At 72.5% G+C, this 22,926-nt stretch carries 18 protein-coding genes; 10 read left to right on the top strand and 8 right to left on the bottom strand.

Annotation, left to right across the window (positions count from 1 at the left end; all coding sequences use genetic code 11):
* Positions 1–185: 185 nt before the first annotated feature.
* On the top strand, positions 186–1,334 hold the full coding sequence (locus tag ACFXAZ_RS34740) for an acetamidase/formamidase family protein (RefSeq protein WP_384599461.1): 1,149 nt from the start codon (positions 186–188) through the stop codon (positions 1,332–1,334).
* 13 nt (positions 1,335–1,347) lie between these two features.
* Here ACFXAZ_RS34740 and ACFXAZ_RS34735 read toward each other — a convergent pair whose 3' ends face one another.
* Positions 1,348–2,313, bottom strand: a complete 966-nt coding sequence (locus ACFXAZ_RS34735) for a DMT family transporter (RefSeq protein ID WP_384599459.1) — start codon at positions 2,311–2,313, stop codon at positions 1,348–1,350.
* A gap of 19 nt (positions 2,314–2,332) precedes the next feature.
* Between ACFXAZ_RS34735 and ACFXAZ_RS34730 the strand changes: the two genes are divergently transcribed.
* The gene (locus ACFXAZ_RS34730; RefSeq protein ID WP_384599456.1) at positions 2,333–3,259 is read left to right on the top strand and encodes a LysR family transcriptional regulator; all 927 of its coding nucleotides are present in this window, start codon (positions 2,333–2,335) and stop codon (positions 3,257–3,259) included.
* A gap of 15 nt (positions 3,260–3,274) precedes the next feature.
* On the opposite strand, the gene ACFXAZ_RS34725 is transcribed toward ACFXAZ_RS34730, so the two are convergent.
* A complete protein-coding gene (locus tag ACFXAZ_RS34725; protein WP_384599453.1) occupies positions 3,275–4,195 on the bottom strand; it encodes an NADP-dependent oxidoreductase in 921 nt (306 codons plus the stop codon).
* A 376-nt stretch (positions 4,196–4,571) separates the two neighbouring features.
* Between ACFXAZ_RS34725 and ACFXAZ_RS34720 the strand changes: the two genes are divergently transcribed.
* Both ACFXAZ_RS34720 and ACFXAZ_RS34715 read left to right on the top strand, forming a co-directional pair.
* A complete protein-coding gene (locus tag ACFXAZ_RS34720) occupies positions 4,572–5,411 on the top strand; it encodes a S1 family peptidase (RefSeq protein WP_384599450.1) in 840 nt (279 codons plus the stop codon).
* Positions 5,412–5,709: 298 nt separating this feature from the next.
* Complete coding sequence (locus ACFXAZ_RS34715; protein WP_384599448.1) at positions 5,710–5,997, top strand: hypothetical protein; 288 nt, start codon at positions 5,710–5,712, stop codon at positions 5,995–5,997.
* Positions 5,998–6,035: 38 nt separating this feature from the next.
* Here ACFXAZ_RS34715 and ACFXAZ_RS34710 read toward each other — a convergent pair whose 3' ends face one another.
* Positions 6,036–6,833: a VOC family protein gene (locus ACFXAZ_RS34710; protein WP_384599445.1), complete on the bottom strand. Its 798-nt coding sequence runs from the start codon at positions 6,831–6,833 to the stop codon at positions 6,036–6,038.
* Positions 6,834–7,049: 216 nt separating this feature from the next.
* Between ACFXAZ_RS34710 and ACFXAZ_RS34705 the strand changes: the two genes are divergently transcribed.
* Both ACFXAZ_RS34705 and ACFXAZ_RS34700 read left to right on the top strand, forming a co-directional pair.
* Complete coding sequence (locus ACFXAZ_RS34705) at positions 7,050–8,177, top strand: hypothetical protein (RefSeq protein ID WP_384599442.1); 1,128 nt, start codon at positions 7,050–7,052, stop codon at positions 8,175–8,177.
* Between the two features lie 25 nt (positions 8,178–8,202).
* Positions 8,203–9,381 carry a cytochrome P450 gene (locus ACFXAZ_RS34700; RefSeq protein ID WP_384599440.1) on the top strand — a complete coding sequence of 393 codons (1,179 nt, stop codon included), beginning with the start codon at positions 8,203–8,205 and terminating at the stop codon, positions 9,379–9,381.
* A 21-nt stretch (positions 9,382–9,402) separates the two neighbouring features.
* Here ACFXAZ_RS34700 and ACFXAZ_RS34695 read toward each other — a convergent pair whose 3' ends face one another.
* The 5 genes from ACFXAZ_RS34695 to ACFXAZ_RS34675 form a co-directional block, all read right to left on the bottom strand.
* Positions 9,403–9,963 carry a TetR/AcrR family transcriptional regulator gene (locus ACFXAZ_RS34695; protein ID WP_384599437.1) on the bottom strand — a complete coding sequence of 187 codons (561 nt, stop codon included), beginning with the start codon at positions 9,961–9,963 and terminating at the stop codon, positions 9,403–9,405.
* A 50-nt stretch (positions 9,964–10,013) separates the two neighbouring features.
* Positions 10,014–10,595, bottom strand: a complete 582-nt coding sequence (locus tag ACFXAZ_RS34690) for a sugar O-acetyltransferase (RefSeq protein ID WP_384599434.1) — start codon at positions 10,593–10,595, stop codon at positions 10,014–10,016.
* 118 nt (positions 10,596–10,713) lie between these two features.
* On the bottom strand, positions 10,714–11,928 hold the full coding sequence (locus ACFXAZ_RS34685; protein ID WP_384599431.1) for an MFS transporter: 1,215 nt from the start codon (positions 11,926–11,928) through the stop codon (positions 10,714–10,716).
* A gap of 160 nt (positions 11,929–12,088) precedes the next feature.
* Entirely contained in the window at positions 12,089–12,631 is a 543-nt protein-coding gene (locus ACFXAZ_RS34680) for a DinB family protein (RefSeq protein WP_384599428.1), read from the bottom strand.
* Positions 12,632–12,712: 81 nt separating this feature from the next.
* A complete protein-coding gene (locus tag ACFXAZ_RS34675; protein ID WP_384599425.1) occupies positions 12,713–16,087 on the bottom strand; it encodes a pyruvate carboxylase in 3,375 nt (1,124 codons plus the stop codon).
* A 661-nt stretch (positions 16,088–16,748) separates the two neighbouring features.
* Here ACFXAZ_RS34675 and ACFXAZ_RS34670 point away from each other — a divergent pair.
* The 4 genes from ACFXAZ_RS34670 (at position 16,749) to ACFXAZ_RS34655 (ending at position 22,824) form a co-directional block, all read left to right on the top strand.
* The gene (locus tag ACFXAZ_RS34670) at positions 16,749–17,141 is read left to right on the top strand and encodes a hypothetical protein (protein WP_384599423.1); all 393 of its coding nucleotides are present in this window, start codon (positions 16,749–16,751) and stop codon (positions 17,139–17,141) included.
* Between the two features lie 140 nt (positions 17,142–17,281).
* Entirely contained in the window at positions 17,282–17,794 is a 513-nt protein-coding gene (locus ACFXAZ_RS34665; RefSeq protein WP_384599420.1) for an FBP domain-containing protein, read from the top strand.
* 397 nt (positions 17,795–18,191) lie between these two features.
* On the top strand, positions 18,192–21,383 hold the full coding sequence (locus tag ACFXAZ_RS34660; RefSeq protein WP_384599417.1) for a ThuA domain-containing protein: 3,192 nt from the start codon (positions 18,192–18,194) through the stop codon (positions 21,381–21,383).
* A gap of 208 nt (positions 21,384–21,591) precedes the next feature.
* Entirely contained in the window at positions 21,592–22,824 is a 1,233-nt protein-coding gene (locus ACFXAZ_RS34655) for an ROK family transcriptional regulator (RefSeq protein WP_384599415.1), read from the top strand.
* The last annotated feature ends 102 nt before the right edge of the window (positions 22,825–22,926 follow it).

Genomic DNA, 22,926 nt, shown 5'->3' with positions numbered 1-22,926 from the left:
GCGCATGCCCACAAGCCCGCACGCCCGCACCCCTGACGCCCCCACGCCCGCACGCCCTCAAGGCGCCTCATCGCGAGATGCCATGTCGACATACAATACGCCGTTACGGCGTGGCCCCCACCGCGAAACACCACGGCAACGAGTCGTTCCTAGCGTCGGCCCATCCCTTCCACGAAAGGTGGGCCATGACCACGCTCGACTCGCCCGTGCTCGATGTCGCCGCGACCGGCTTCCCGGTCCTCCAGCCCGGCCACGGGCCGATCGCGGCGACGACCTACGTCCCGGCCACGCCCGGCAACGTCCTGTGGGGCCGCCTCCCGTGCGCGGCGGACACACCCGTCGCGGTCGTCCGCCCCGGCTCTGTCTTCACCGTCGACACGGTCAGCCACGAGGGCGTCCTGGAGGACCAGGGCCGCGACCCGCGCGCGTTCTTCGCCCGCCACGGCGTCGGCGGCGGCCATGTCCTCGACGACGCCCAGCAGATCGCGGACTCCGGCCTGCCGCACGACTTCGACGACGACGGACCGCACCTGGTCACCGGCCCGATCGCGGTGACCGGCGCCCGGCCGGGCGATCTGCTCGCCGTGACCGTCCTCGACCTCGCGCCGAGGGTTCCGTACGGCATGATCTCCGCCCGGCACGGCTTCGGCGCGCTCCCCGGTGAACTGCCCTCGCGGCCCGGCCCGGTGGTCACCTTCGCGACCGCGCACGCGGACGGTCACGGGGCGTGGGGCCGGATGGCCGTGGACCCGGCGGACGCCTCCCGGGGCGCCCTGCGCTTCCCGCTGCGGCCGTTCCTCGGTGTCATGGGCGTGGCCGTGCCCGGTGCCGAGCGGCCCCACTCGGTGCCGCCGGGGCGGCACGGCGGCAACATCGATGTCTCCCTGCTCGGCACGGGCGCCACGCTGTTCCTCCCGGTGCAGGTGGACGACGCGCTGGTCTACTTCGGCGATCCCCACTTCGCGCAGGGCGACGGGGAGGTGGCGCTGACCGCGTTCGAGGCGTCGTTGCGGGCCACCGTGCGGGTGGAGGTGGTGCCCGGCGGTGCGGCGCTGCGGCCCGGCCATGGCCGTATCGCCCCGTTCGCGGAGACGGACGAGTACCTGGTGCCGATCGGGCTCGACGAGGATCTGGACCGGGCGATGCGCGACTGTGTGCGCTGTGCGCTGGACCTGCTGGTGACCGACTACGGCATCGACCGCCATCTCGCGATGGCCTATCTCAGCGCGGCGGGCGACTTCGCGGTCTCCCAGGTCGTCGACGGGGTGAAGGGGATCCACGGAAAGATCCGCAAGCACGACTTCCGCGAGGTCTCCCGGCCGCGCCCCGCATGACCCGGCCCCGCGCTCACACGGCGGCCCCGGCCCGCTCCCCCGGCCGCAGACTGACGACCACCCCGAACAACACCAGGGCGGCGCCCGCGAGTTGCCACGAGGTCGCGGTGCCCGCGCCGGTCAGGAACAGGGCGAGCAGGGAGGCGAAGGGCACGAGTCCGTTGAACAGCCCGGCGCGGCTGGGTCCGAGGCGTTCGACAGCGCCGTACCAGAGCAGGAAGACGACGGTGGTCACGGCGAGGGCGAGGAAGGCCAGTGCCGAGAACTCGACTGTCGTCGGGAGCCGCAGCGCGGGTGTCCCGGTCACGGCCCCGGTGATCAGGGCGGCGGTGAGCAGCATCGCCGAACCGAGGGCGCAGGCGTAGGTGGTGACGGTCAGGGCGCCCAGTTCCCGGATGGGCGGGGCGCCGAGCAGGGTGACCGAGGCGACCCCGGCCAGGGCCAGGAAGGACCACATGGACCCCCGTACGCTCCACTGCACTCCCCCGGTGGTGGAGAGCTGGGCGAGGACGGAGCCGACGGCCACGCACAGCGCGCCGCCCGTCAGGGTCCGCGCCGGGCGGGTACGGGTGGCCCCGGCCCGGACCAGGACGATGACCAGGGGTGCGGCGCCGAGGGCGATGCCGACATTGCCCGGCGCGGTGACCGAGGTGGCGTGCACGAGGACGACGCCGTAGCCGGCCACGCCCAGCGCGGCCAGCGGCACGATCCAGGTCAGCTGGGCGCGCGTCGGGCGGACGAAGGTGTGCCGGCGCAGCCGCGCCCAGAGCAGCAGGAGGACGGTGGCCAGCGTGTAGCGCAGGGCCTGTCCGCCGAGCAGCGGGAAGTCATGGAGCCGGTCGGCGGCGGCCACGGAACCGCCGACGAGGCACACCGCGCCCACCGCCAGCCCGGCTCCCGAACGCTCTCGCGTGGTCAGGGACATGGCGCCAGGCTGACAGCGGGAGGCCATCAGCAGAAGTACGGTGTTACTGGTCATGTCATAAGAGAAACTGGTGATGATCGGGGGGCCGGTGATCGAGGCGCAGCGGCTCGCGGTGTTCCGTGAGGTGGCCCGGCGTGGCAGCTTCGCGCGGGCCGCGCAGGCCCTGCGGCTGACTCCCTCGGCGGTGTCCCAGCAGATGGCGGCGCTCGAACGGGCCGCCCGGACCCGGCTGTTCGAGCGCAGCACCCGGGGTGTGACGCTCACCGTGGCCGGTACGGCCCTGCTGCGCACGGCGGACGCCGTCCATGGCGAACTGCGCCGCGCCGAGCGGACCCTCGCCGCCCTGCGGGAGCAGGGCCCGCCCTCGCTCACGGTCGCCACGTTCTCCAGCGCGGGCGTCCTGCTGCTCGCGCCCGCACTCGCCGCGCTCCAGCAGGAGTTGCGGGTCGCCACGACCGTGATCGAGGCCGAGCCCGCGCGGGCGCTGGCCGCGCTGCACGACGGAAGTGTGGACGTGGCGTTGGTGTATCACTTCAACAGTCCTCATCCGCCGGAGAGTTGGCGGGAGATGGTGGAAGGGTGCGTGTACCGCCCCCTGACGCGGGACGAGTTGCGTCTCGTCGTGCCCGCCGGTCACCCGCTCGCCCTGCGCTCCCGGGCGCGGCTCGACGCCGTGGCCGACGAGCCGTGGATCCACGGCTGGGATCTGCCGGGCGACGCGCTCGACGCGCTCGCCGCCACCCAGGGGATACGGCCCCATGTGGTGTGCCGGGCGAGCGACTTCCGGTTCGTGCAGGCACTGGTGGCGGCGCGGGTCGGCATCGCCTTCGTCCCCGCGCTCGCGGTGGAGGAGCGGGCGGACACCCGGGCCCTGCGCGTGGAGCCGACGGCGAGACGGTACATCGGGGCGTACGCCGCTCCCGGCGCGGCGGCTCATCGGACGGCCCATGCGCTGCTCATGGGGCTTGAGGAACGGGCTGCGGCGCTGCGCGAGAGTTAGGGGGCACCGATGTGATCAGGCCTCGGCGACACGGATGATCGTCTTGCCGGGGGTGCGCCGGTCCGGGGCGAAGGCGGCGCGGGCGTCGGCGAGCGGGCGGACCGCTCCGACGATGGGCTTGAGCCGTCCGTCGCGCAGCCGGGTGGCGAGGTCGGCGAGCCGGGCCCGGTCGGGTTCGACGACGAAGAACACGGCCCGTCCGTCATCGGGGTGGACGGTGACGGGGTGGGCGATGGTGACCAGGGTGCCGCCGGGGCGGACCAGCGCGGTGGAGCGGGCGAGGATCTCGCCGCCGATGACGTCGAACACGACGTCCACCTGACCGATGTCCTCCACCCGCTCGGCCTCAAGGTCCACGAAGGTGTCCACGCCCAGGGCCCGTACGGTGTCGCGGTCGGCGGCCCGGCCGGTGCCGATCACCTGGGCGCCGGCCTCGCGGGCGAGCTGGGCGGCGAGCGAGCCGACACCGCCCCCGGCGCCGTGGATCAGCACCGTCTGGCCGGTGGCGAGGTGGGCGTGGTCGAACAGGGCCTGCCAGGCGGTGAGGCCGGAGATGGGCAGCGCGGCGGCCGTGACATGGTCGATGTCGGCGGGGAGCGGGGCGAGATTGCGGGCCTCGACGGCGGTGTACTCGGCGAGGGAGCCGTCACGCGTCCAGTCGGTCAGTCCGAAGACCCGTTGCCCGACACTCAGGCCGGTGGTGCCGTAGCCCAGCTCGGTGACCACCCCGGACAGCTCATGGCCGGGCACGCTGGGGGTACGGTCCCGGCCCGCCCGGTCGGTCCAGGTGCCGGGCCAGGACAGCTCGCCCGGGGTGAATCCGGCGGCGTGGACGCGCACGACGACGTCGTTCTCCGCCGCGTGCGGACGGGGCAGCTCGGTGAGGGTGAGACCGCTGACGCCGGCTTCGCGGTCCTGGACGGTGATGGCTTGCATGAGGGTTCCTCGGGGGTCGTACCGCGTTCGTGGTTCCAGGTGTCCCACCGTAAGCGGGAAGCGGCCCAGCCGGTTGGGCCAATCGGCGGCCGTCCGACTGGGCCATTCGCCGGGTCGGTGGGGCAGGCCGCGCGGGGCGGGCGCGGGGTCAGCCGTCACGGCCGGGGTCCCAGTCCGAGGCTTTCCGGCTGCGCCGGTCCGGGAACGCGGGGCTGGGCGTCGCCGCCCGGCGGACCAGGAACCGCAGCCCGTCGTCCGCCGCAGTTCCCGGTGCGGCGACACGGCCGAACTCCGTCTGTCCCGCCCCGCAGCCGCCCGGCACAATGAACGCCGGCTCGTGCCTGTCCGACCGACATGTCCCAGGGGGACCCGGGTGATGAGAGCCCGCCGCAACGCCCTTTCACGCTGTCTGCTCAGCCTGTTCGTCGTGGCCGGACTCGCCGTCTCCGGCACCGCCACGGCCGCCCGGACCGCACCGCAGGACCGCGTGGCCGCGGCCGTCGCGTCCCTCGGGATCGCCGGGACCGCCTGGGTCCCGGACGGCGACGGGACCCGGATCCTCGCCGACGCCACGGTCACCGCCGCGGATCTCACCAGGCTCCGCCAACTGGACGGCTCCGTCCGTCTCGAACGCGTCGAGGGCCGGTTGCGCCCACTGCTCTCCGGCGGCGACGGCATCCACGCCTCCACCGCTCGCTGCACGGCGGGCGTCAATGTGCGGGGCGGCTCGGAGTTCTACGTCATCACCGCCGGGCACTGCACCCGGGGCGCCACCACCTGGTACACCGACCCGGGCCTGACCACACCGATCGGCCCCACCACCGCCACCAGCTACCCCGGCAACGACTTCGGGCTGATCCGCCACACCAACCCCGCCGTACCGCGCCCCGGCACGATCGGCGCCGTCGATGTCACCGGCGCCGCGACCGGCACCATCGGCCTCGTCGTCTGCCACCGGGGAGCCGTCTCCGGCGTGCGCTGCGGCCGGATCACCGCTCTCAACGCGACCGTCAACTACGGCGGCGCCGAGATCGTGTACGGCCTGATCCAGACGAACATCTGCGCGGAGCCCGGCGACAGCGGCGCCCCGCTCTACGCGGGCGACAAGGTCATCGGCATCCTGTCCGGCGGCTCCGGCGGCTGCACGACCGGAGGCACCGGCTACTACCAGCCGATCCAGGAAGCTCTCAGCCTGTACGGCCTGTCCGTGTACTGATCCCACCGACCCCCTGAAGCCGACGCCGGACAGCCCCGTTGGACGTGCTGCACCGATGCCGCCGCACCGTCATCGCCGGGAGCGGCGGATCGGGAAAGACCGTGCTGCTCCAGACACTGGCCGGGCTGAGCGCGGGCGAGGTCCTGCGCTACGGGCCGCGCCCGGACCGCCGGCAGCGGAGTTCGGGTACGCGCCGGGGACCAGACGGAGGACCGGTGGGACGCCAGAGGGGTCCGGTCCGGACCGCGCGAGCGAGTCACGGACGGAACGAACCATGACATTGCCTACCATCCCGCGCGTGGCACATACCTTCGAAGAGCTGGTGGGCATGCAGCGCGCCGCCGACCGAGCGCACGCCCAGGTCCGGCAGTTGCGCGATCAGTACGGTCCGCCCACCACGCATCCGTGGTCCGAGCAGCAGACGGAGACGTACGAGACCGCCCTGCGCGCCTGGCGCGACCTCGCCCGCGACATCCAGGCCACGGTCACGGAGTACGCGCAGGAGCAGGGCATCGCCCGCTCCGAGGCGGAGGCGGATGTGAAGGCGGCCGTACGCCATCCAGGGCCGGAGGGCGACGAGGCGTAGCGGCGTCCGGCGATCCCGTCCGGCGGTCCCGCCCGGGGTCAGCGGCGGCTCGGGGTGAGCACCACGAAGTCGGCGTCCGCGTCGTCGAGGCAGACGGCCATCCGGCCGATGTCCTCCGCCGTGTCGGGCCCCATCTGCACGCTGCCGCCGCTCTCGGTGACCTTGGCGACGGTGGCGTCGCAGTCGGCGACATCGAAGACCGGGTGCCAGTACGCCTGGCCGTTCGCCAGGGCGAGGGCCTCCTTGTCGACCTCCATGAGGCCGCCGTGCATCCGCTCGTCGGGGAGCCCGGCCGGGGTGATGAGGGAGTACGTGCCCCCGCCGCCCGGCAGCGGCATGTCGCCGTACTGCCAGCCGAAGACCGCGCGGTAGAACTCCTTCGCCGCCGCCGCGTCGGTCGTGTACAGCTCGGTCCAGGACAGGGAACCGGGCTGGTCGACCAGCTCCACACCCGGGCTGGCACCGGGCTGCCAGACGGCGAACTGGGCGCCCTGCGGGTCGGTGTACTGCGCCATGCGGCCCCATTCACCGAGGTCCATCGGTGCCACCCGGACTATGCCGCCCGCGCGCTGGACGGCCTGGGTCGTGGCGTCCGCGTCGGCGACCGTGTGGTAGATCATCCAGGCGGAGCGCGCGCCCTCCTCGGTGAGCTTGCCGAGCCCGGCGACGGTCTTGCCGTCCTTCTGGAACATCCCGCCCTCCGCGCCCTCCCCGTCGCCCATCGGCCGGAACTCCCAGCCGAGCACCGCGCCGTAGAAGGCCGCGGCGGCCCGGACGTCGGGGGCGCCCAGGTCGAGGAAACAGGGTGAGCCGGGGACGAAGTCAGTGGTGATCACGGCAGTGCCCTTTCGCAGATCCTGTGTGTCCTCAGCCTGACACCCACCACTGACAATCGCCCGTCGGACCTCGTACACCAGTTCCCATCGGACAGGGTGGTCGCCAGGGAATCCCCACGTGCCGAGCATGGTCGGCCCGGCCCCCGTCCGCCAACAATGACGGGATGCACACCAAAGGTGACGGGCTGGCTCACGAGAACGGCCTGGTGGCGCGCGATGTCCGCCGTTTCCGGCTGGAGCGGGCGATGTCGCTGGGCGAGCTGGCCCGGCGGTCCGGGCTGTCCAAAGCAGACCCTCTCGAAGATCGAGCAGGGCTCGGGCAACCCCACGGTGGAGACCCTCTCGCTGCTCGGCACGGCCCTGGACATCCCGGCCCGCAGACTGCTGGCGGAGTGGGGTACGCCGGTCCATGTCCAGCGGCGGGACGAGGGCGGGTGGTCCGACTCCGGGGCCTGGTCGGAACAGGTGCTGGACGAGGTCTACGGCTCGGGCTACGTCCGTACCCTGGTCCTGCGCCTGGAGCGCGCCCCCGAGCCCCCGGAGCCGGTCGCTCCGCACGCGGCGGGCACCCTGCACCACCTCTACGTCATCACCGGCAAGCTGCGGACGGGCCCGCTCACCGAACAGGCCGATCTCGCCGCGGGCGACTTCGCCCGGTTCCCCGGCGACGTCCCGCACCGCCACCTCTGCCTGACCGACCACGCGGTGGCCCACATGGTCACGACCCTTCCCCAGGTCCGCCGGATGAGCCCGACGGTACTGCGGGGTGCCCACCGCCATGACCCGACGGACGACGCACCGGAGGCCCCGCACATGACACCCGACGCCATCGACCGCCCCGCCGACTGCCTGGCCTGCGGCCTGCTCACCGGCCGGACCCCCCTCCCCGGCGGCACGCTCCTGCGCACCACGTCCTGGACCGTCGAACACTGCGTCGGACCGCTGGGCCTGGGCACCCTGGTGGTGAAGCCCCTCCGCCATGTCCTCCACCTGGCCGCCCTGACTCCCCCGGAATCCGCCGAACTGGGCCCCCTGCTCCAGCGCGTGAGCGCCGCCGTCACCTCCGTCATGGCCCCGGACCAGGTGTACGTCTGCCTCTGGTCGCACGCGGGCGGGCGCCCCGGCCACCTCCACTTCGTCGTACAGCCCGTGGACCGTGCGACCCTGACCCGCTTCGACGCCTTCGGCCCCGCCCTCCAGGTGGCCATGGGCGCGGCGGGCCGCTTCCCGGACCCGTCGGACGTGGCACGCGTGTGCGCCGGGCTGCGCCAAGCCCTCGCCGTCCCCGCGCCACTCCCCCGGCAGAAGCCGGTCGACGGGGTTCCACTAGCCTCGGACACGTGATCGAGATCCTCCGGAAAGGGCCCTGATGAACGCCGTTGACTCGTTTCCGCTCGGTGCGGCGACCACCCTGGCCGAGCTGGCGGACGATCCGCATGCGCGACTGGCCCTGCTGCGGGCGGGTGAGCCGGTGTCGTGGGTGCCGGAGTTGGGCGGCTGGCTGGTGACCCGACGGGATCTGGCGATGGACGTGATGCGGGACGCCGGGACGTTCACGGTCGACGATCCGCGCTTCTCGACCGCGCGGGTCGTCGGGCCGAGCATGCTGTCGCTGGACGGCGAGCGGCACGCCCGGCACCGGGAGCCCTTCGCGGCGCCGTTCCGGCCGAGGGAGGTGCGCCAGGGCTTCGAGGGGTTCATCGAGCGGGAGACGGACCGGCTGATCGGCGGCTTCGAGGACGCGGGGAGCGTCGAGCTGAGCCGGGTCTTCGCCGCGCCGCTGGCCGTATCCGTCATGACCGAGGCGCTCGGACTCGCCGGTACCGGGACCGACACCGTCCTCTCCTGGTACGACGCCATCGTGCGGTCGGTGGCCGACATCACCGCAGGACACGCGGCGGGCGCCGACGGCACCGCGGCCTACGCCGAACTGCGGGCCGCCGTCGAGGCCACGATCGCCGACCGGGACACCGGCTCGCTCCTCGCGTCCGCCGCCGGGAAGCTCACCGTCCCCGAAGTGGCGTCCAATGCCGCCGTCCTGATGTTCGGCGGCATAGAGACCACCGAGGCGATGATCACCAACGCCTTGCTGCATCTGCTGCGGAACCCCGATCAGCTCGCCCTCGTACGGGACGATCCCGCGCTGCTGGACGGGGCCGTCGAGGAATCGCTGCGGCTCGAACCCGGCGCCGCGGTGGTGGACCGGTACGCCACCCGGGACACCGTGCTCGGGGCGGCCACGATCCGGCGGGGCGATCTGGTCAGTGTGTCCCTGACCGGCGCCAATCGCGACCCTGAGGTCTTCCCCGACCCCGACCGGTTCGATGTGCGCCGGGACAACTCCCGGCTCCAGCTGGCCTTCGCGATCGGCCCGCACTACTGCCTCGGTGCCCATCTCGCCCGCCTGGAGACCCGCGTCGCGCTGCGCCGGCTCCTCGCCCGGCTTCCCGGTCTGCGGCTCGATCCCGACCGCCCGGCGGCCCCGTCCGGCCTGGTGTTCCGCAAGCCGCTGAGCCTGCATCTGCGGTGGGGCGGCGGCGCCGGGTGAGGGGCCGGGGCAGCGGCAGGATCAGGAGAGGCTCTCCCGCGTCGCCGTGATCCGGCGGATGGCCTCGACGGTCACCGCGCGGTCGTGCGGCTCGCGGGCCAGTGCCCGGTGCAGGGTCAGTCCCTCGATGAGCGCGTCCAGTTGGCGGGCCGTGTCCGCGTCGAAGTGTTTCTCCAGGTGGACACGGCTGCGGCGCATCCAGTCATGGGTGAGCTGCCGGTAGGCGGGGCGGCGGGCCGCGAGGGTGTACAGCTCCTGGGTGAGCACCAGGTCGCGCTGCGAGTCCTCGGCGGACATGGCGTGCACCAGGTCGGCCACCGCCTCCACGGCCTGCTCCCGGTCGGCGGCGCCCGCGAGACAGCCGCCGAAGACGATCACGAAATGGTCGGTGAAGCGCTGGAACGCCTCGAACAGCAGCTCGTCGATGCCGGTGAAGTGGTACGTCATCGAGCCGAGCGGCACACCGGCCCGCGAGGCGATCTTGCGGTGCGAGACGCCCGCCACGCCCTCGTCGGCGATCAGATCGAGGGTGGCGGCGATGATGCGCTCGCGGCGCTGCGGGTCGGTGTGTCCGGTTGCCATGCCCGGAGTTTCTCAGAGGGTCCGGCGTTTCTCAGCGCGTGGGCGGCTGCTCAGAGCGTGCGGATCGGGCGCGCCGGGTTGCCCACGGCCACCGTGTTCGCGGGCACGTCCTTGGTGACGACCGCCCCGGCACCGATGACGGAGTTCTCCCCGATGGTCACCCCCGGCAGGACGATGACACCGCCGCCGAGCCATACGTTGTCGCCGATGGTGATCGGCTGAGCGGCCTCCAGCTTGTCCCTGCGGGGCTGCGGCTCCAGCGGGTGGGTGGGGGTGAGCAACTGGACGTTCGGGCCGATCTGGCAGTCCTCGCCGATGACGATCGCGGCGACGTCCAGCGCGGTCAGGTGGTAGTTGACGAAGGTACGGGCGCCGATGCTGATGTTGCTGCCGAAGTCGACGTAGAGCGGCGGCCGGAGCACGACCTCCTCGCCCACCTCGCCGAGCAGTTCCGCCAGCAGCGGCCGGGCCGTGTCGGGGTCCTCGGTATAGGCGGCCTGATAGCGCGCCGCCAGCCGCACGGCCCGCTGCTGACGGCGGATGATCTCCGGGTCGTCGGCGATGTAGTGGTCCCCGGCGAGCATGCGTTCATGGTTGCTGCGGGGGTCGTTGGCGAAGTAGTCCGTCGGCATGCGGGCGATGGTACCGCCGCCGAGCGTACGATCGTACGCTTCCGGCCACACGACACCACACCACGGCGCGCCACGCCCGCCCACAGGGCCGCCCTCCTCCGACCACGAGCGCCCCCGGCTACCGTCTGCGCGTCCCCAGTACCCCCGCCAGGCAGATCACCAGCAGCCCGGCCAGCGGCACCACCAGCAGGCCCGTGCGCAGGCCGGACGCGTCGGCGATCAGGCCGACGATCGGCGGGGAGAGCAGAAAGCCCAGCCGCATGAGCCAGGAGACGATGGTCAGGCCGGTGCCGGGCTTGAGGCCGGGCAGCTCGTCCGCCTCGTGCATCGCGGCCGGGACCAGCGTCGCCACCCCGAATCCGGCCGCCGCGAAACCGAGGATCGTGCCCGGCACCGAGGGAAGGGCCAGCGCCAGCCCCATGCCGACGGCGGCGATCAGCCCACCCGCGCGGGCGACCGCACGCTGCCCGAACCGGTCGACCAGCCGGTCCCCGAGCAGCCGCCCCACGAACTGCGCGCCCACCAGCGCGATGTACCCGGACGCGGCCAGCGCGGCGGCGGCGTGCAGCGAGCCGGAGAGATACAGGGCGGCCCAGGAACTGCCCGCGTCCTCCACCAGTGCGCCCGCCATGGCGATGAGCACCAGCGCCGCCAGGACGTACGTCCGCCGGGAACCCGTCATCACCGGGCGGGACCTCGCTGCCGTACCGCCGTCGGCGTCGGGGCCGGGGTCCGCCGCCGGTTCGGTGTCGGGGCCGGGCAGGCAGTAGCGCAGGGCGCCGCACGCGGCGAGGGTGCACAGCACCGCCGAGAGGATCAGATGCTGCCCGGTCGGGAGATCGACGGCGATGGCGGCGGCGGCCATGGCACCGCCGAGGACCGCGCCGATGGACCAGATGGCGTGGAAGGAGTTGATGAGGGACCGCCCGTAGCGGCGCTGCACCCGCAGGGCGTGCGCGTTCTGCGCCACGTCCGTGATCGCGTCCATGGCCCCGGCCAGGAACAGCGCACCCGCGAACACCAGCACCGCCGGGGCCGTGCCCGCGACGACGATCCCGATGCCGGTCAGCAGGGTGCCGGCCACCGCGACCCGGGCCGAGCCGAAGCGCCGGACCAGCACCCCGGCGCCGAGGCCCGCCACGATGGCACCGGCCGGGAACGCGGCGACCGCGAGCCCGTAGGCCGCGTTCCCGATCCCGAGGTCGGCCTTGATCTGCGGATAGCGCGGCAGCAGATTCGCGAACAGCGCGCCGTTGGTGAGGAAGAGAACGGCCACGGCCACGCGGGCCCGCCGTTCGCGCGAGGCGGGCCGTACCCGCACATCGAGAGTCATGGCCTGGAGCGTACCCGCCAGAGCGTACGATCGTACACTCCTCGTTCCGGGGTCGCGGCGCGGCGCTGCGGGGGTGGGCCGATCAGCCGAGTTCGTGGGAACGGGCCCAGGAAGCGGAGGGCCCCGTCGACGATCGGGGGGCACAGCCGATCCCCGTCCGTCACCCAGCGGGGACCCGGAACTGGCCCGACGCCACGTGCTGGAGGCGGAGTTGGCCGATCTCGGCGACGTTCTTCATCAGTTCCGCGTTCGCCCAGGCGACGGTGTGCGCGAGGGTGCGGTCGGTGCCGTCGCCCCAGGGGTAGGCGCACGGGCGGTCCAGGTCGGGTTCGGTGAGCTGGTCCAGAGCGTGCGTCCACTCGTCCCAGTGGGCCCGCAGCCGGCTCACCGTGGCCTCGGGGCCGGGCCAGCGGACGTCGGCGCGGTCGCGGGGCGTCCGGTCGTGGAGGTGGTCCGTGGCCACCCCCAGCCACCATCCGATGTGCCAGCTCAGCCAGGCGATCGTGGGAACCGGGACGGGATCCGGCTCGCTGTCCGCCCAGTCGGGCACCCAGCCGCCCGTGCCGTCCGGCCGGAGCGTCCAGCACAGGCCGGCCGGCTCCCACAGGACGTCCTCGGGCACCAGCCGCTCCAGGTGGTACTCGGCGAAGGACCAGGTGAATGCGGACTGCCAGCGCAGCAGGTCCAGGCGGGGAGAGTTCACCGGGCGACGGTGGCACGGGCGGGACGGCACCCGCAAAGGAATATCGCCGCCCCGCGCCCGCCCCCGCCGCCTCACCTCACGTCACACCACCTCGACCAGCAGGTCACCGCCCTCCACCTGCTGGATGCGGTTGATGGCGAGGCGGGTGACCCGGCCTCCGGCGGGGGCCGTGATCGCGGCCTCCATCTTCATCGCCTCGATGGTGGCGACGGTCCCGCCCGCCTCCACCTGGTCGCCCTCGGCGACCGCGAGGGTCACCACACCGGCGAACGGGGCCGCGACATGGCCGGGGTTGGTGCGGTCGGCCTTCTCCGTCACCGGGAGGTCGGAGGCGGCCTGGGCGTCACGGATCTGGATCGGGCGGAGCTGGCCGTTGAGACCGGCCATGACCGTGCGCATGCCGCGTTCGTCGGGCTCGCCGATGGCCTGGAGTTCGATCAGCAGCCGGACGCCGGGCTCCAGGTCGACGGCGTACTCCTTGGCGGGGCGCAGCCCGTAGAAGAAGTCCTTGCTGTCGAGGACGCTGGTGTCGCCGTAGGAGTGGCGGTGGGTCTCGAAGTCGCGGGTGGGGCCGGGGAAGAGGAGCCGGTTGAGGGTGGTGCGGCGGGACTTCTCCAGGCCGTCGCGGTCCTCCGTCGTCAGGTCCGGTACGGGCTTGGCGCCGGCGCGGCCCTGGAGCGCCTTGGTGCGGAACGGCTCGGGCCAGCCGCCGGGCGGGGTGCCCAGTTCGCCGCGGAGGAAGCCGATGACCGAGTCGGGGATGTCGAAGCGGTCGGGGGTGGCCTCGAAGTCCGCGGGGGTCACTCCCGCGCCGACCAGGTGCAGGGCCAGATCGCCGACCACCTTGGAGGACGGGGTGACCTTGACCAGCCGGCCGAGGATGCGGTCGGCGGCGGCGTACATCGCCTCGATCTCCTCGAAGCGGTCGCCGAGGCCGAGGGCGACGGCCTGGGTGCGCAGGTTGGAGAGCTGGCCGCCGGGGATCTCGTGGTGGTAGACGCGGCCGGTCGGCGAGGCGAGGCCCGCCTCGAAGGGCGCGTACACGCGGCGGACGCTCTCCCAGTACGGCTCCAGGTCGCCCACGGCCTGGAGGTCCAGGCCGGTCGGCCGCTCCGAGTGGTCGGTCGCGGCGACGATCGCCGAGAGGGACGGCTGGGAGGTGGTGCCCGCCATGGAGGCCACCGCGCCGTCCACCGCGTCCACCCCGGCCTGCGCGGCGGCGAGATAGGTGGCCAGCTGGCCACCCGCCGTGTCATGGGTGTGCAGATGGACCGGCAGGTCGAACTCGCGGCGCAGCGCGGACACCAGGGTCGCCGCGGCGGGGGCGCGCAGCAGGCCCGCCATGTCCTTGACCGCCAGGACGTGGGCGCCCGCCTCGACGATCTGCTCGGCGAGCCGCAGGTAGTAGTCCAGGGTGTAGAGGCGCTCGGCGGGGTCGGACAGATCGGCCGTGTAGCACAGGGCCACCTCGGCGATGGCGGTACCGGTCTCGCGTACGGCGTCGATGGCGGGACGCATCTGGCCGACGTCGTTGAGGGCGTCGAAGATGCGGAAGATGTCGATGCCGGTGGCGGCGGCCTCCTGGACGAAGGCGTCGGTGACCTCGGTGGGGTACGGGGTGTAGCCGACGGTGTTGCGTCCGCGCAGCAGCATCTGGAGACAGAGGTTGGGCACGGCCTCGCGCAGGGCGGCCAGCCGCTCCCAGGGGTCCTCGGCGAGGAAGCGCAGGGACACATCGTAGGTGGCGCCGCCCCAGCACTCGACGGAGAGCAGTCCGGGCAGGGTGTGGGCGACGGCCGGGGCGACGGCCAGCAGGTCCTTGGTGCGGACCCGGGTGGCGAGCAGGGACTGGTGGGCGTCGCGGAAGGTGGTGTCGGTGACACCGAGCAGGGGTGATTCGCGGAGGGCGCGGGCAAACCCGTCGGGGCCGAGTTCGGCCAGGCGCTGGCGGGAACCGGCGGGGGGCGCTCCCGTGGGCAGGGGCGGCAGCTTGGTGGTGGGGTCGATCAGGTCGGGGCGCTCGCCGTGCGGCTTGTTGACGGTGACGTCGGCGAGGTAGGTGAGCAGCTTGGTGCCGCGGTCGGCGGAGTGCCGGGAGGTCAGCAGGTGCGGGCGCTGCTCGATGAAGGAGGTGGTGACACGCCCGGCCTGGAAGTCGGGGTCGTCCAGCACCGCCTGGAGGAACGGGATGTTGGTGGCGACGCCCCGGATACGGAACTCGGCGACCGCGCGCCGGGCCCGTCCGATCGCGGCGTTCAGGTCACGGCCCCGGCAGGTGAGCTTCACCAGCATCGAGTCGAAGTGGGCGCTGATCTCCGTACCGGCGTGGGTGGTGCCGCCGTCGAGGCGGATGCCGGAGCCGCCGGGTGAGCGGTAGGCGCTGATGCGGCCGGTGTCGGGGCGGAAGCCGTTGGCGGGGTCCTCGGTGGTGATCCGGCACTGGAGGGCGGCGCCGCGCAGGACGATGGTGTCCTGGGAGAGGCCGAGGTCGGCGAGGGTCTCGCCGGAGGCGATCCGCAGCTGGGCCTGGACGAGGTCGACGTCGGTGACCTCCTCGGTGACCGTGTGCTCGACCTGGATGCGGGGGTTCATCTCGATGAAGACGTGGTTGCCGTCGCGGTCGAGCAGGAACTCCACGGTGCCCGCGTTGCGGTAGCCGATCTCGCGGGCGAAGCGCACGGCGTCGGCGCAGATCCGCTCGCGCAGCTCCGGGTCGAGGTTGGGGGCGGGCGCGAGTTCGATGACCTTCTGGTGGCGGCGCTGCACCGAGCAGTCCCGCTCGAAGAGGTGGATGACGTTGCCCTCGCCGTCGGCGAGGATCTGCACCTCGATGTGGCGGGGTTCGACGACGGCCTTCTCCAGGAAGACGGTCGGGTCGCCGAACGCGGACGCCGCCTCGCGGGAGGCCGCCTCGATGGACTCGCGCAGCTGGGCGGGTTCCTGGACCCGGCGCATGCCGCGTCCGCCGCCGCCCGCGACGGCCTTCACGAACACCGGGAAGCCGATCTCGTCGGCGGCGCGGACGAGTTCGTCGATGTCCGTGGAGGGCTGCGAGGAGCCGAGGACGGGGACCCCGGCGGCGCGGGCGGCGGCGACCGCGCGGGCCTTGTTGCCGGTCAGCTCCAGGATGCCGGCGTCCGGTCCGACGAAGGTGATGCCCGCCTCGGCGCAGGCGCGGGCCAGCTCGGGGTTCTCGGAGAGAAAGCCGTAGCCGGGGTAGACGGCGTCGGCGCCCGCACGCTGTGCGGCCCGGACGATCTCGTCCACGGAGAGATACGCGCGCACCGGATGGCCGGGTTCGCCGATCTCGTACGCCTCGTCCGCCTTGAGGCGGTGCAGGGAGTTGCGGTCCTCGTGGGGGAAGACGGCGACGGTGCGCGCGCCCAGCTCATAGCCGGCGCGGAACGCACGGATCGCGATCTCGCCTCTGTTGGCGACCAGTACCTTGCGGAACATCGTGGATCCCTTCGCGCGGCCCGCGGGTGACGAGGACCATGGTGTCCGTGCGTTCCCGGTCACGCCATGTGAGCAAGGCCACTTTTGCAGACGGCTCAGCGGTGTCCATCGGTCGGCGCAGTGCCCGGCGAACGCCGCACGACCTGCGACGAGGGGTCGTGAAACGAATGCGGGATGCGCGGTGACCGGCCTGCGGGACGGTCCCCAGGCTCGCACGCATGATAGCGACATGTGAGACGTGGTGTCGCCATGCGAGACGCAACCGACATGCTCGCAGCGCCCGCGGTCCGGGGACACCCGGAGCCGTCCACGGGAGAGGGGCCCGAAAATCCGTTGGCACCCGCCTGGGGCTGTTGTTATCCTCGCGGGGTTCCTTTGGTCTGCTTGGGGCCTTCCGCGCCCTGGAAAAGAGATTTTGTGTTTCGGCCCGCGCCGCGCGCGCCTCGCGGCACCGTCTGACCGTCCGTCTCCTGTCGTCCCTCGCGGACGGCTCCTGCCGTCCTTCACGGACGGCCACCGGACGTGATGTCCGCGGTGCTCTGATCCAGCCCACACCCCTGCGCCCGCACGCCTGTCGCGGCGTACGGGGTGGGCGTCTTCGTCGAGGCCGCTCGGCCTGCTCTTGCTGTCGTTCCAGACTTCTCAGCAAGGAGCACCCCGGGTGTCCAGCACATCTCCGCCCAGCGCATCCCCATCCAGCACTCCGCACGCCATCCTGACCGGCGCTCTCGCCCGCGCCCGGTGCGGCCCGGCCATGTCCGCCGCCGGTGGCGACGGCACGCGGCGACCTCACCGCGGGTCCTGCCCCCACTCCCCGCCGTGCCCGCACTCCCCGCACTGCCCGCACGTCCTCGACCCCGTCGAGGGCGGCCCCGGTGACCGCAAGGGCCGGATCTCGGCGCTCGCCACACACCGCACGCACCGCACACCCTCCCCGCACCGCACACCCTCCTCGAACCGCCTGGCCGGCCCGCGCGCCGACCGGCGGATCCCCGGCGACCGGACCGCGGACCGCCGCGGCCGGACGGAAGCCCTCACCCGCGCCACGCGGTGAGCAGGTGTGCCGGCGCCCCGCGCCACGCGGTGAGCGGTGTGCCGGCGCTCTGACACGCCGGACTTCTTCAGCACCCGACAGAACCCGACCCGACACCCGGTGCACCCCTGTGCACCTCTCAAGGAGCAGCCATGCGCCCGATGACCAGACAAGAAGTGCGCGCCTCGATCGTGAACCTGGACCCGACCGAGAAGATGGTCCGGCTACCGGCCTGGTTCGACGACACCCCCTGGCACCGGATCGACTACCTCGGCTGGCGGGACATGCGCGCCCCGAAGCGGGCCTACCTCGTCACCGAGGCCGACGACCAGGCGCTGGGAGTGCTGCTGCGGCAGGCCCCGAACGACGCGGCACACGCGTCGCGCGCGATGATGTGCGACCTGTGCCGGTCCACCCGCCGGTTCCACGAGGTGTCACTGTTCACCGCCCGGCTCCCCTCACGCGACAAGCGCGAGCGCCTGAACACACTCGGCCTTCTGCTGTGCACCGATCTCGACTGCGCGGTGAAGATGCACACCAGGCCGGTTCGTCAGCCCTTCGATCCCTCGGTCGACGAACTCATCGCCGGGCGCCGTGAGGGCCTGCGTTCGCGCACGATCGCGTTCATCCGTTCCGTGACCGACACACAACGAACCACGCGGCGCAGGAAGTGAGGTGACCGGGCGGCCTCCCCGGAAGGGGCCCACGGGCGGTGGACCGGTCACGGTTCGCCGCCGCTGGGCAAACCGCTGGCGTCAACCACGCTGAAAGTAAACCGAGTTGACAAATTCGTCAAGAGAACGAGCGGCGACCCGTCGATCCGACGCCCCCTCACGACCCCTCTCAACTGCCACTCTTGTCAAGAACCTTGACCCGCCAGGCCCGTGCTCTTAATTTGTCCATCGACTCGACAAATTGCCCCGGTCGGCGGTTCGGACGCCTTCGGCCATCGGGCGTGCGGCTTCGCGGGACCGTGGACGACGGTCTCGCGAAGCCATCACGGAACAGCACGGCGCCACCCCCGAACACAGCACGCAGACGCGTACCCCTGCCCGCCGATTTGAGGTGCCCATGCCACATCTGTCCCTTTCCGACCCCCACCGGTTCCACCGGCTCCACCACTTCCACCGTTTGCGAAGAAGCGCCGCGCGTGTCGTCGCGGCGGTCGTGGCACTGCTGCTGGTGACCGCCGGAGCAGCCGCCGCGCAGCCCGCGGCCCAGAGCGCCGCGCAGCCCGCCGCCAAGAAGGCCAAGCCGTTCGACGCGCTGGTCTTCAGCAAGACCGCCGGGTACCGGCACGGCGCCATCCCGGCCGGGATCGCCGCGATCGAGACGCTCGGTGAGAAGAACGGCTTCTCCGTCACCGCCACCGAGGACGCGAGCGTCTTCACCGACGAGACGCTCGCCGCGTACGAGGTGGTCGTCTTCCTGTCGACCACGGGCGATGTCCTGAACGCCGACCAGCAGGCCGCGTTCCAGCGCTACATCGAGGGCGGCGGCGGCTACGCCGGGGTCCACGCGGCCTCCGACACCGAGTACAACTGGGCCTGGTACGGCGATCTGGTCGGCGCCTACTTCAAGAGCCACCCGGCGCCGCAGAGCGCGAGCGTCAAGGTGGAGGACCCCGCGCACCCGTCCACGGCGAAGCTGCCGGTGCGCTGGGAGCGCACCGACGAGTGGTACGACTTCCGGGCGAACCCGCGCGGCAACGTGCACGTCCTGGCCTCGCTGGACGAGACCTCGTACACCGGCGGCACGATGGGCGCCGAGCACCCGATCGCCTGGTGCCAGAACTACGAGGGCGGCCGGTCCTGGTACACCGGCATGGGCCATGAGGTCGCCTCCTACACGGACGCCAAGTTCCTCTCGCACCTGCTGGGCGGCCTGCGGACCGCCGCGGGCGTGCTGCCCGCCGACTGCACGGCGTCGCTGACCAGCGGCTTCCAGAAGGTGCCGGTCGACGAGAACACCAGCAACCCGATGGAGCTGGTGATCTCCGACGACGGCCGCGTCTTCTACATCGACCGGGGCGGCGAGATCCGCGTGGTCCGCACCGACGGCACGGTGGTCTCCGCGGGCAAGCTGGAGGTCTACACCGGCCAGGAGTTCGGCCTGCTGGGCATCGCGCTCGACCCGGACTTCGACAGAAACGGCTGGGTCTACCTGTACTACTCCCCCGCCGGGACCGAGTCCGTCGACCGGGTCTCCCGCTTCAAGGTCAAGGCCGACGACACCCTCGACCTGGCCAGCGAGAAGGTCCTCCTGAAGGTGGACGTCCAGCGCCAGCAGTGCTGCCACGCGGGCGGCGCGATGGAGTTCGACGGCGACGGCAACCTGTACATCACCACCGGGGACAACACCAACCCCTTCGCCTCCGACGGCTACACCCCGATCGACGAGAGCGCGGGCCGCACGGCGTGGGACGCCCAGGCGACCTCCGCCAACAGCGCCGTCCTGAACGGCAAGGTGCTGCGCATCAAGCCGCGCAAGAACGGCACCTACAGCATCCCCAAGGGCAACCTCTTCCGCCCGGGGACCCCGGACACCCGTCCCGAGATCTACGCGATGGGCTTCCGCAACCCCTTCCGCATCGGCATCGACCCGGCCACCGACAACCTGTTCGTCGCCGACTACGGCCCCGACGCGGGCAGCGTCAGCCCGACCCGCGGCCCCGACGGCCGGATCGAGTGGAACATCGTCGACAAGCCCGGCTTCTACGGCTGGCCCTACTGCGTCGGCGCCAACACCCCCTACAACGACCGCGACTTCGCGACCGGCACCTCGGGTGCCACCTTCGACTGCTCCGCGCCGGTCAACGACTCCCCCAACAACACCGGCATCAAGCAGCTGCCCGCCGCGGAGCCCGCCGAGCTGTGGATGGGCAAGTCCACCACCGGCGTCCCGGAGATCGGCACCAGCGGCGCGCCGCTGACCAGCGGTGCGTACGACTACGACGCCAAGCTGGACTCCGAGCGCAAGTGGCCGGCGTACTACGACGGCAAGGCGATCTACGGCGACTGGAACAACGGCCGGCTCTTCTCCGTGCAGCCGGACCAGGAGCGCACCGGCGTGTCGGACGTGAACGCCCTGCTCACGGAGATGGACTTCACCCGGCCGCACGCCATGCAGTTCGGTCCCGACGGGGCGCTGTACGTCATCGACTGGGGCAGCGGCTTCGGCGGCAACAACGCCGACTCCGGGGTCTACCGGGTCGACTACGTCCAGGGCAACCGCTCGCCCATCGCCCGCTTCACGCCGGACAGGACGTCGGGCCCGGTGCCGCTCACGGTCGCCTTCGACGCGGGTGAGTCCAACGACCCCGACGGCACGCCGATCTCGTACTCCTGGGACTTCGACGGTGACGGTACGCAGGACAGCACCGGGCGGACGCCGTCGTTCACCTACACCGAGCCCGGTCTCTTCACCGCGCAGCTGACGGTGACCGATCCGGACGGGCGCACGGCGGTGGCCGGGGTGGACATCACCGCGGGCAACACCGCTCCCACGATCGAGGTCAAGGCGCCGGTGGACGGCGGGCTGTTCACCTTCGGCGACACCATCGCCTACGAGGTGACGGTCACCGACCCGGAGGACGGGCCGGTCGACTGCGAGCAGGTGATCGTGCAGCCGGGGCTCGGCCATGACGAGCACGGGCACGGCTACGAGCAGCACCGCGGCTGCTCGGGCACCTTCCCGCTGCCCGGCGACGCCGGGCACACCGGCGCCAACATCTTCGGCACGGTGACGGTCACCTACACCGACCACGGCAACGGTGACGTGCCCGCGCTGACCACCCAGGAAGTCCTGGTGCTCCAGCCCAAGCACCGCGAGGCCGAGCACTTCGACACCACCGGCCGGATTGCGTCCGCGCCCGGCGGCGCCGACATCGGCGTGGGCGTCGGGCCCACCGGGGACTCCGCGGGCGGTGGCCAGAACATCGGCTGGATCGAGAACGGCGACTACTGGTCCTGGGACCCGGTCAACCTGACCAACATCGACGAGATCAGCCTGCGGGCCGCCTCGCCGACCCACGGCGCCACCGTCGAGGTCCGCACCGGCAGCCCCGAGGGTCCGGCCGTCGCCACCATCAAGACCACCCCGACCGGCGGCTGGCAGACGTACCAGAACTTCAAGGCCCCGGTCAGCGGTGCCAGTGCGACGGACAGCGGTCCGCTGTACTTCGTCAAGATCACCGGCGAACTCAATGTGAACTGGGTCGATTTCATCGGCCAGGGAGTCACGGAGGAGACGCCCGCGCCGTGACGCAGCCCGAGATCGTCATGCCCGGTCCGTCGGCGGACTGACCGGGGGAAGTGACCGAAGGGGCCCGGGGTTCGTCTCCGGGTCCCTTTCTCGTGCCGCCGGTCGGGCCGGGTCCGGTGGTACCCGCCGGGGTGGCTCCTCGCGCTGTGATCTCTTTCCGTAATCTCGCGCTTTCAATTTGTAAATCGACTTGATATACGCTCCCTGCATGGGAGGCACACTCGGGGGAGGTACCGCTGTGGGAGGCGTGGAGAGCAGGTCGCCGACGATCCGGCGGGGGACGAATCTGCCGCGGATGGGCGACTTCAACGAGGCCGTCATCCTGGACGCGATCCGGCGCGAGTCCCGTGGGCTGAGCCGGGTGGAACTGGCCGCGGCGACCGGGCTGTCCGCGCAGACCGTCTCCAACATCTGCCGCAGGCTGATCGACGGCGGTCTCGCGCGCGAGACCGGCAAACGGCGTTCGGGCAGCGGCAAGCCGCGCACCGTGCTCCAGATCGACGCGGGCGGACGTTTCGCGGTCGGCGCCCATCTGGACCCGGCGGTCATCACCTATGTCGTGCTGGATCTGCTGGGCCGGGTGGTCGCGCATCGCCGGGAACCCACCCCGCATGTGGTCGACCCGGACCGGACGATGGCCGGGATCAGCGCCTCGATCCACGCCCTCGTCACCTCCTCGGGGGTGCCCAGCGAGCGGATCCTGGGGCTCGGGATCGCCGCGCCGGGCCCGCTGGACCCGGTGGCGGGGCTGCTGGTGGACCCGCCGGAGCTGGAGGGCTGGGGGCGGGTGCCGCTGCGGGACTTCCTCGGCGCGGAGACCGGCCTGCCGGTGCTGCTGGACAAGGACGTGATCGCCGCCGCCATCGCCGAGCGCTGGGCGGGCGCGGCGGCGCACACCGGTGACTTCCTCTTCTTCTATCTGGGCACCGGCTCCGGGATGGGCCTGGTCGTGGACGACACCGTGCTGCGCGGGGTGACCGGGAACGCCGGGGAGATAGGAGGCCTCGACGCGGCCTGCACGACCCGCGCGATGGTGGACGAGGCGGTGGCGCTCGGGGTGCTGCCGCCCGGGTCGGCGCCCGCCAGTCCCCGGGAGGCCGAGAGCGGGCTGGGGGAGCTGTGCCGCAGGGCGCAGGGCGATCCGGTGGCCGCCGGGATCATCGACCGGTGGGCCGAGCGGGTCGGACGGGGCGTCAGCGCCGCCGCCACGCTGGCCGACTCGGAGCTGATCGTCTTCGGCGGCCCGATCTGGCCGCATCTGGCCGACCGGTTCCTGCGGGTGGTGCCCGACATCGTGGCCCGGTCGCCGTTCGTGAAGCCCACCCACCCGACGGTGGTGACCGGCACCGCCGTGGGGGACGACGTCGGCGCGGTCGGCGCGGCCTGTCTGGTCCTGGACCACATGCTGTCGGTGCGCCCGCAGTCCCTGCTCCTGCGCTGAACGGGACACGCCGGAACCGGAAGACAAGGCAAGGCCACCGCGCGCCGGGGGGGGGGCGCGGGGGGGGGGGGCGCGGGGGGGGGGGGGGCGCTCGGGGGGTGT

It is taken from the genome of Streptomyces sp. NPDC059477 (assembly GCF_042749375.1).
In the GTDB taxonomy this organism is placed as follows: Bacteria; Actinomycetota; Actinomycetes; order Streptomycetales; family Streptomycetaceae; genus Streptomyces.
This window is presented reverse-complemented; position numbering and strand designations above follow the sequence as displayed.

Coding starts and splice junctions, on each gene's coding strand:
- ACFXAZ_RS34740 (WP_384599461.1), top strand. CDS start 186: ATGACCACGCTCGACTCGCCCGTGCTCGATGTCGCCGCGACCGGCTTC.
- ACFXAZ_RS34735 (WP_384599459.1), bottom strand. CDS start 2,313: ATGACCAGTAACACCGTACTTCTGCTGATGGCCTCCCGCTGTCAGCCT.
- ACFXAZ_RS34730 (WP_384599456.1), top strand. CDS start 2,333: ATGATCGGGGGGCCGGTGATCGAGGCGCAGCGGCTCGCGGTGTTCCGT.
- ACFXAZ_RS34725 (WP_384599453.1), bottom strand. CDS start 4,195: ATGCAAGCCATCACCGTCCAGGACCGCGAAGCCGGCGTCAGCGGTCTC.
- ACFXAZ_RS34720 (WP_384599450.1), top strand. CDS start 4,572: ATGAGAGCCCGCCGCAACGCCCTTTCACGCTGTCTGCTCAGCCTGTTC.
- ACFXAZ_RS34705 (WP_384599442.1), top strand. CDS start 7,050: ATGTCCGCCGTTTCCGGCTGGAGCGGGCGATGTCGCTGGGCGAGCTGG.
- ACFXAZ_RS34700 (WP_384599440.1), top strand. CDS start 8,203: ATGAACGCCGTTGACTCGTTTCCGCTCGGTGCGGCGACCACCCTGGCC.
- ACFXAZ_RS34695 (WP_384599437.1), bottom strand. CDS start 9,963: ATGGCAACCGGACACACCGACCCGCAGCGCCGCGAGCGCATCATCGCC.
- ACFXAZ_RS34690 (WP_384599434.1), bottom strand. CDS start 10,595: ATGCCGACGGACTACTTCGCCAACGACCCCCGCAGCAACCATGAACGC.
- ACFXAZ_RS34685 (WP_384599431.1), bottom strand. CDS start 11,928: ATGACTCTCGATGTGCGGGTACGGCCCGCCTCGCGCGAACGGCGGGCC.
- ACFXAZ_RS34675 (WP_384599425.1), bottom strand. CDS start 16,087: ATGTTCCGCAAGGTACTGGTCGCCAACAGAGGCGAGATCGCGATCCGT.
- ACFXAZ_RS34665 (WP_384599420.1), top strand. CDS start 17,282: ATGACCAGACAAGAAGTGCGCGCCTCGATCGTGAACCTGGACCCGACC.
- ACFXAZ_RS34660 (WP_384599417.1), top strand. CDS start 18,192: ATGCCACATCTGTCCCTTTCCGACCCCCACCGGTTCCACCGGCTCCAC.
- ACFXAZ_RS34655 (WP_384599415.1), top strand. CDS start 21,592: ATGGGAGGCACACTCGGGGGAGGTACCGCTGTGGGAGGCGTGGAGAGC.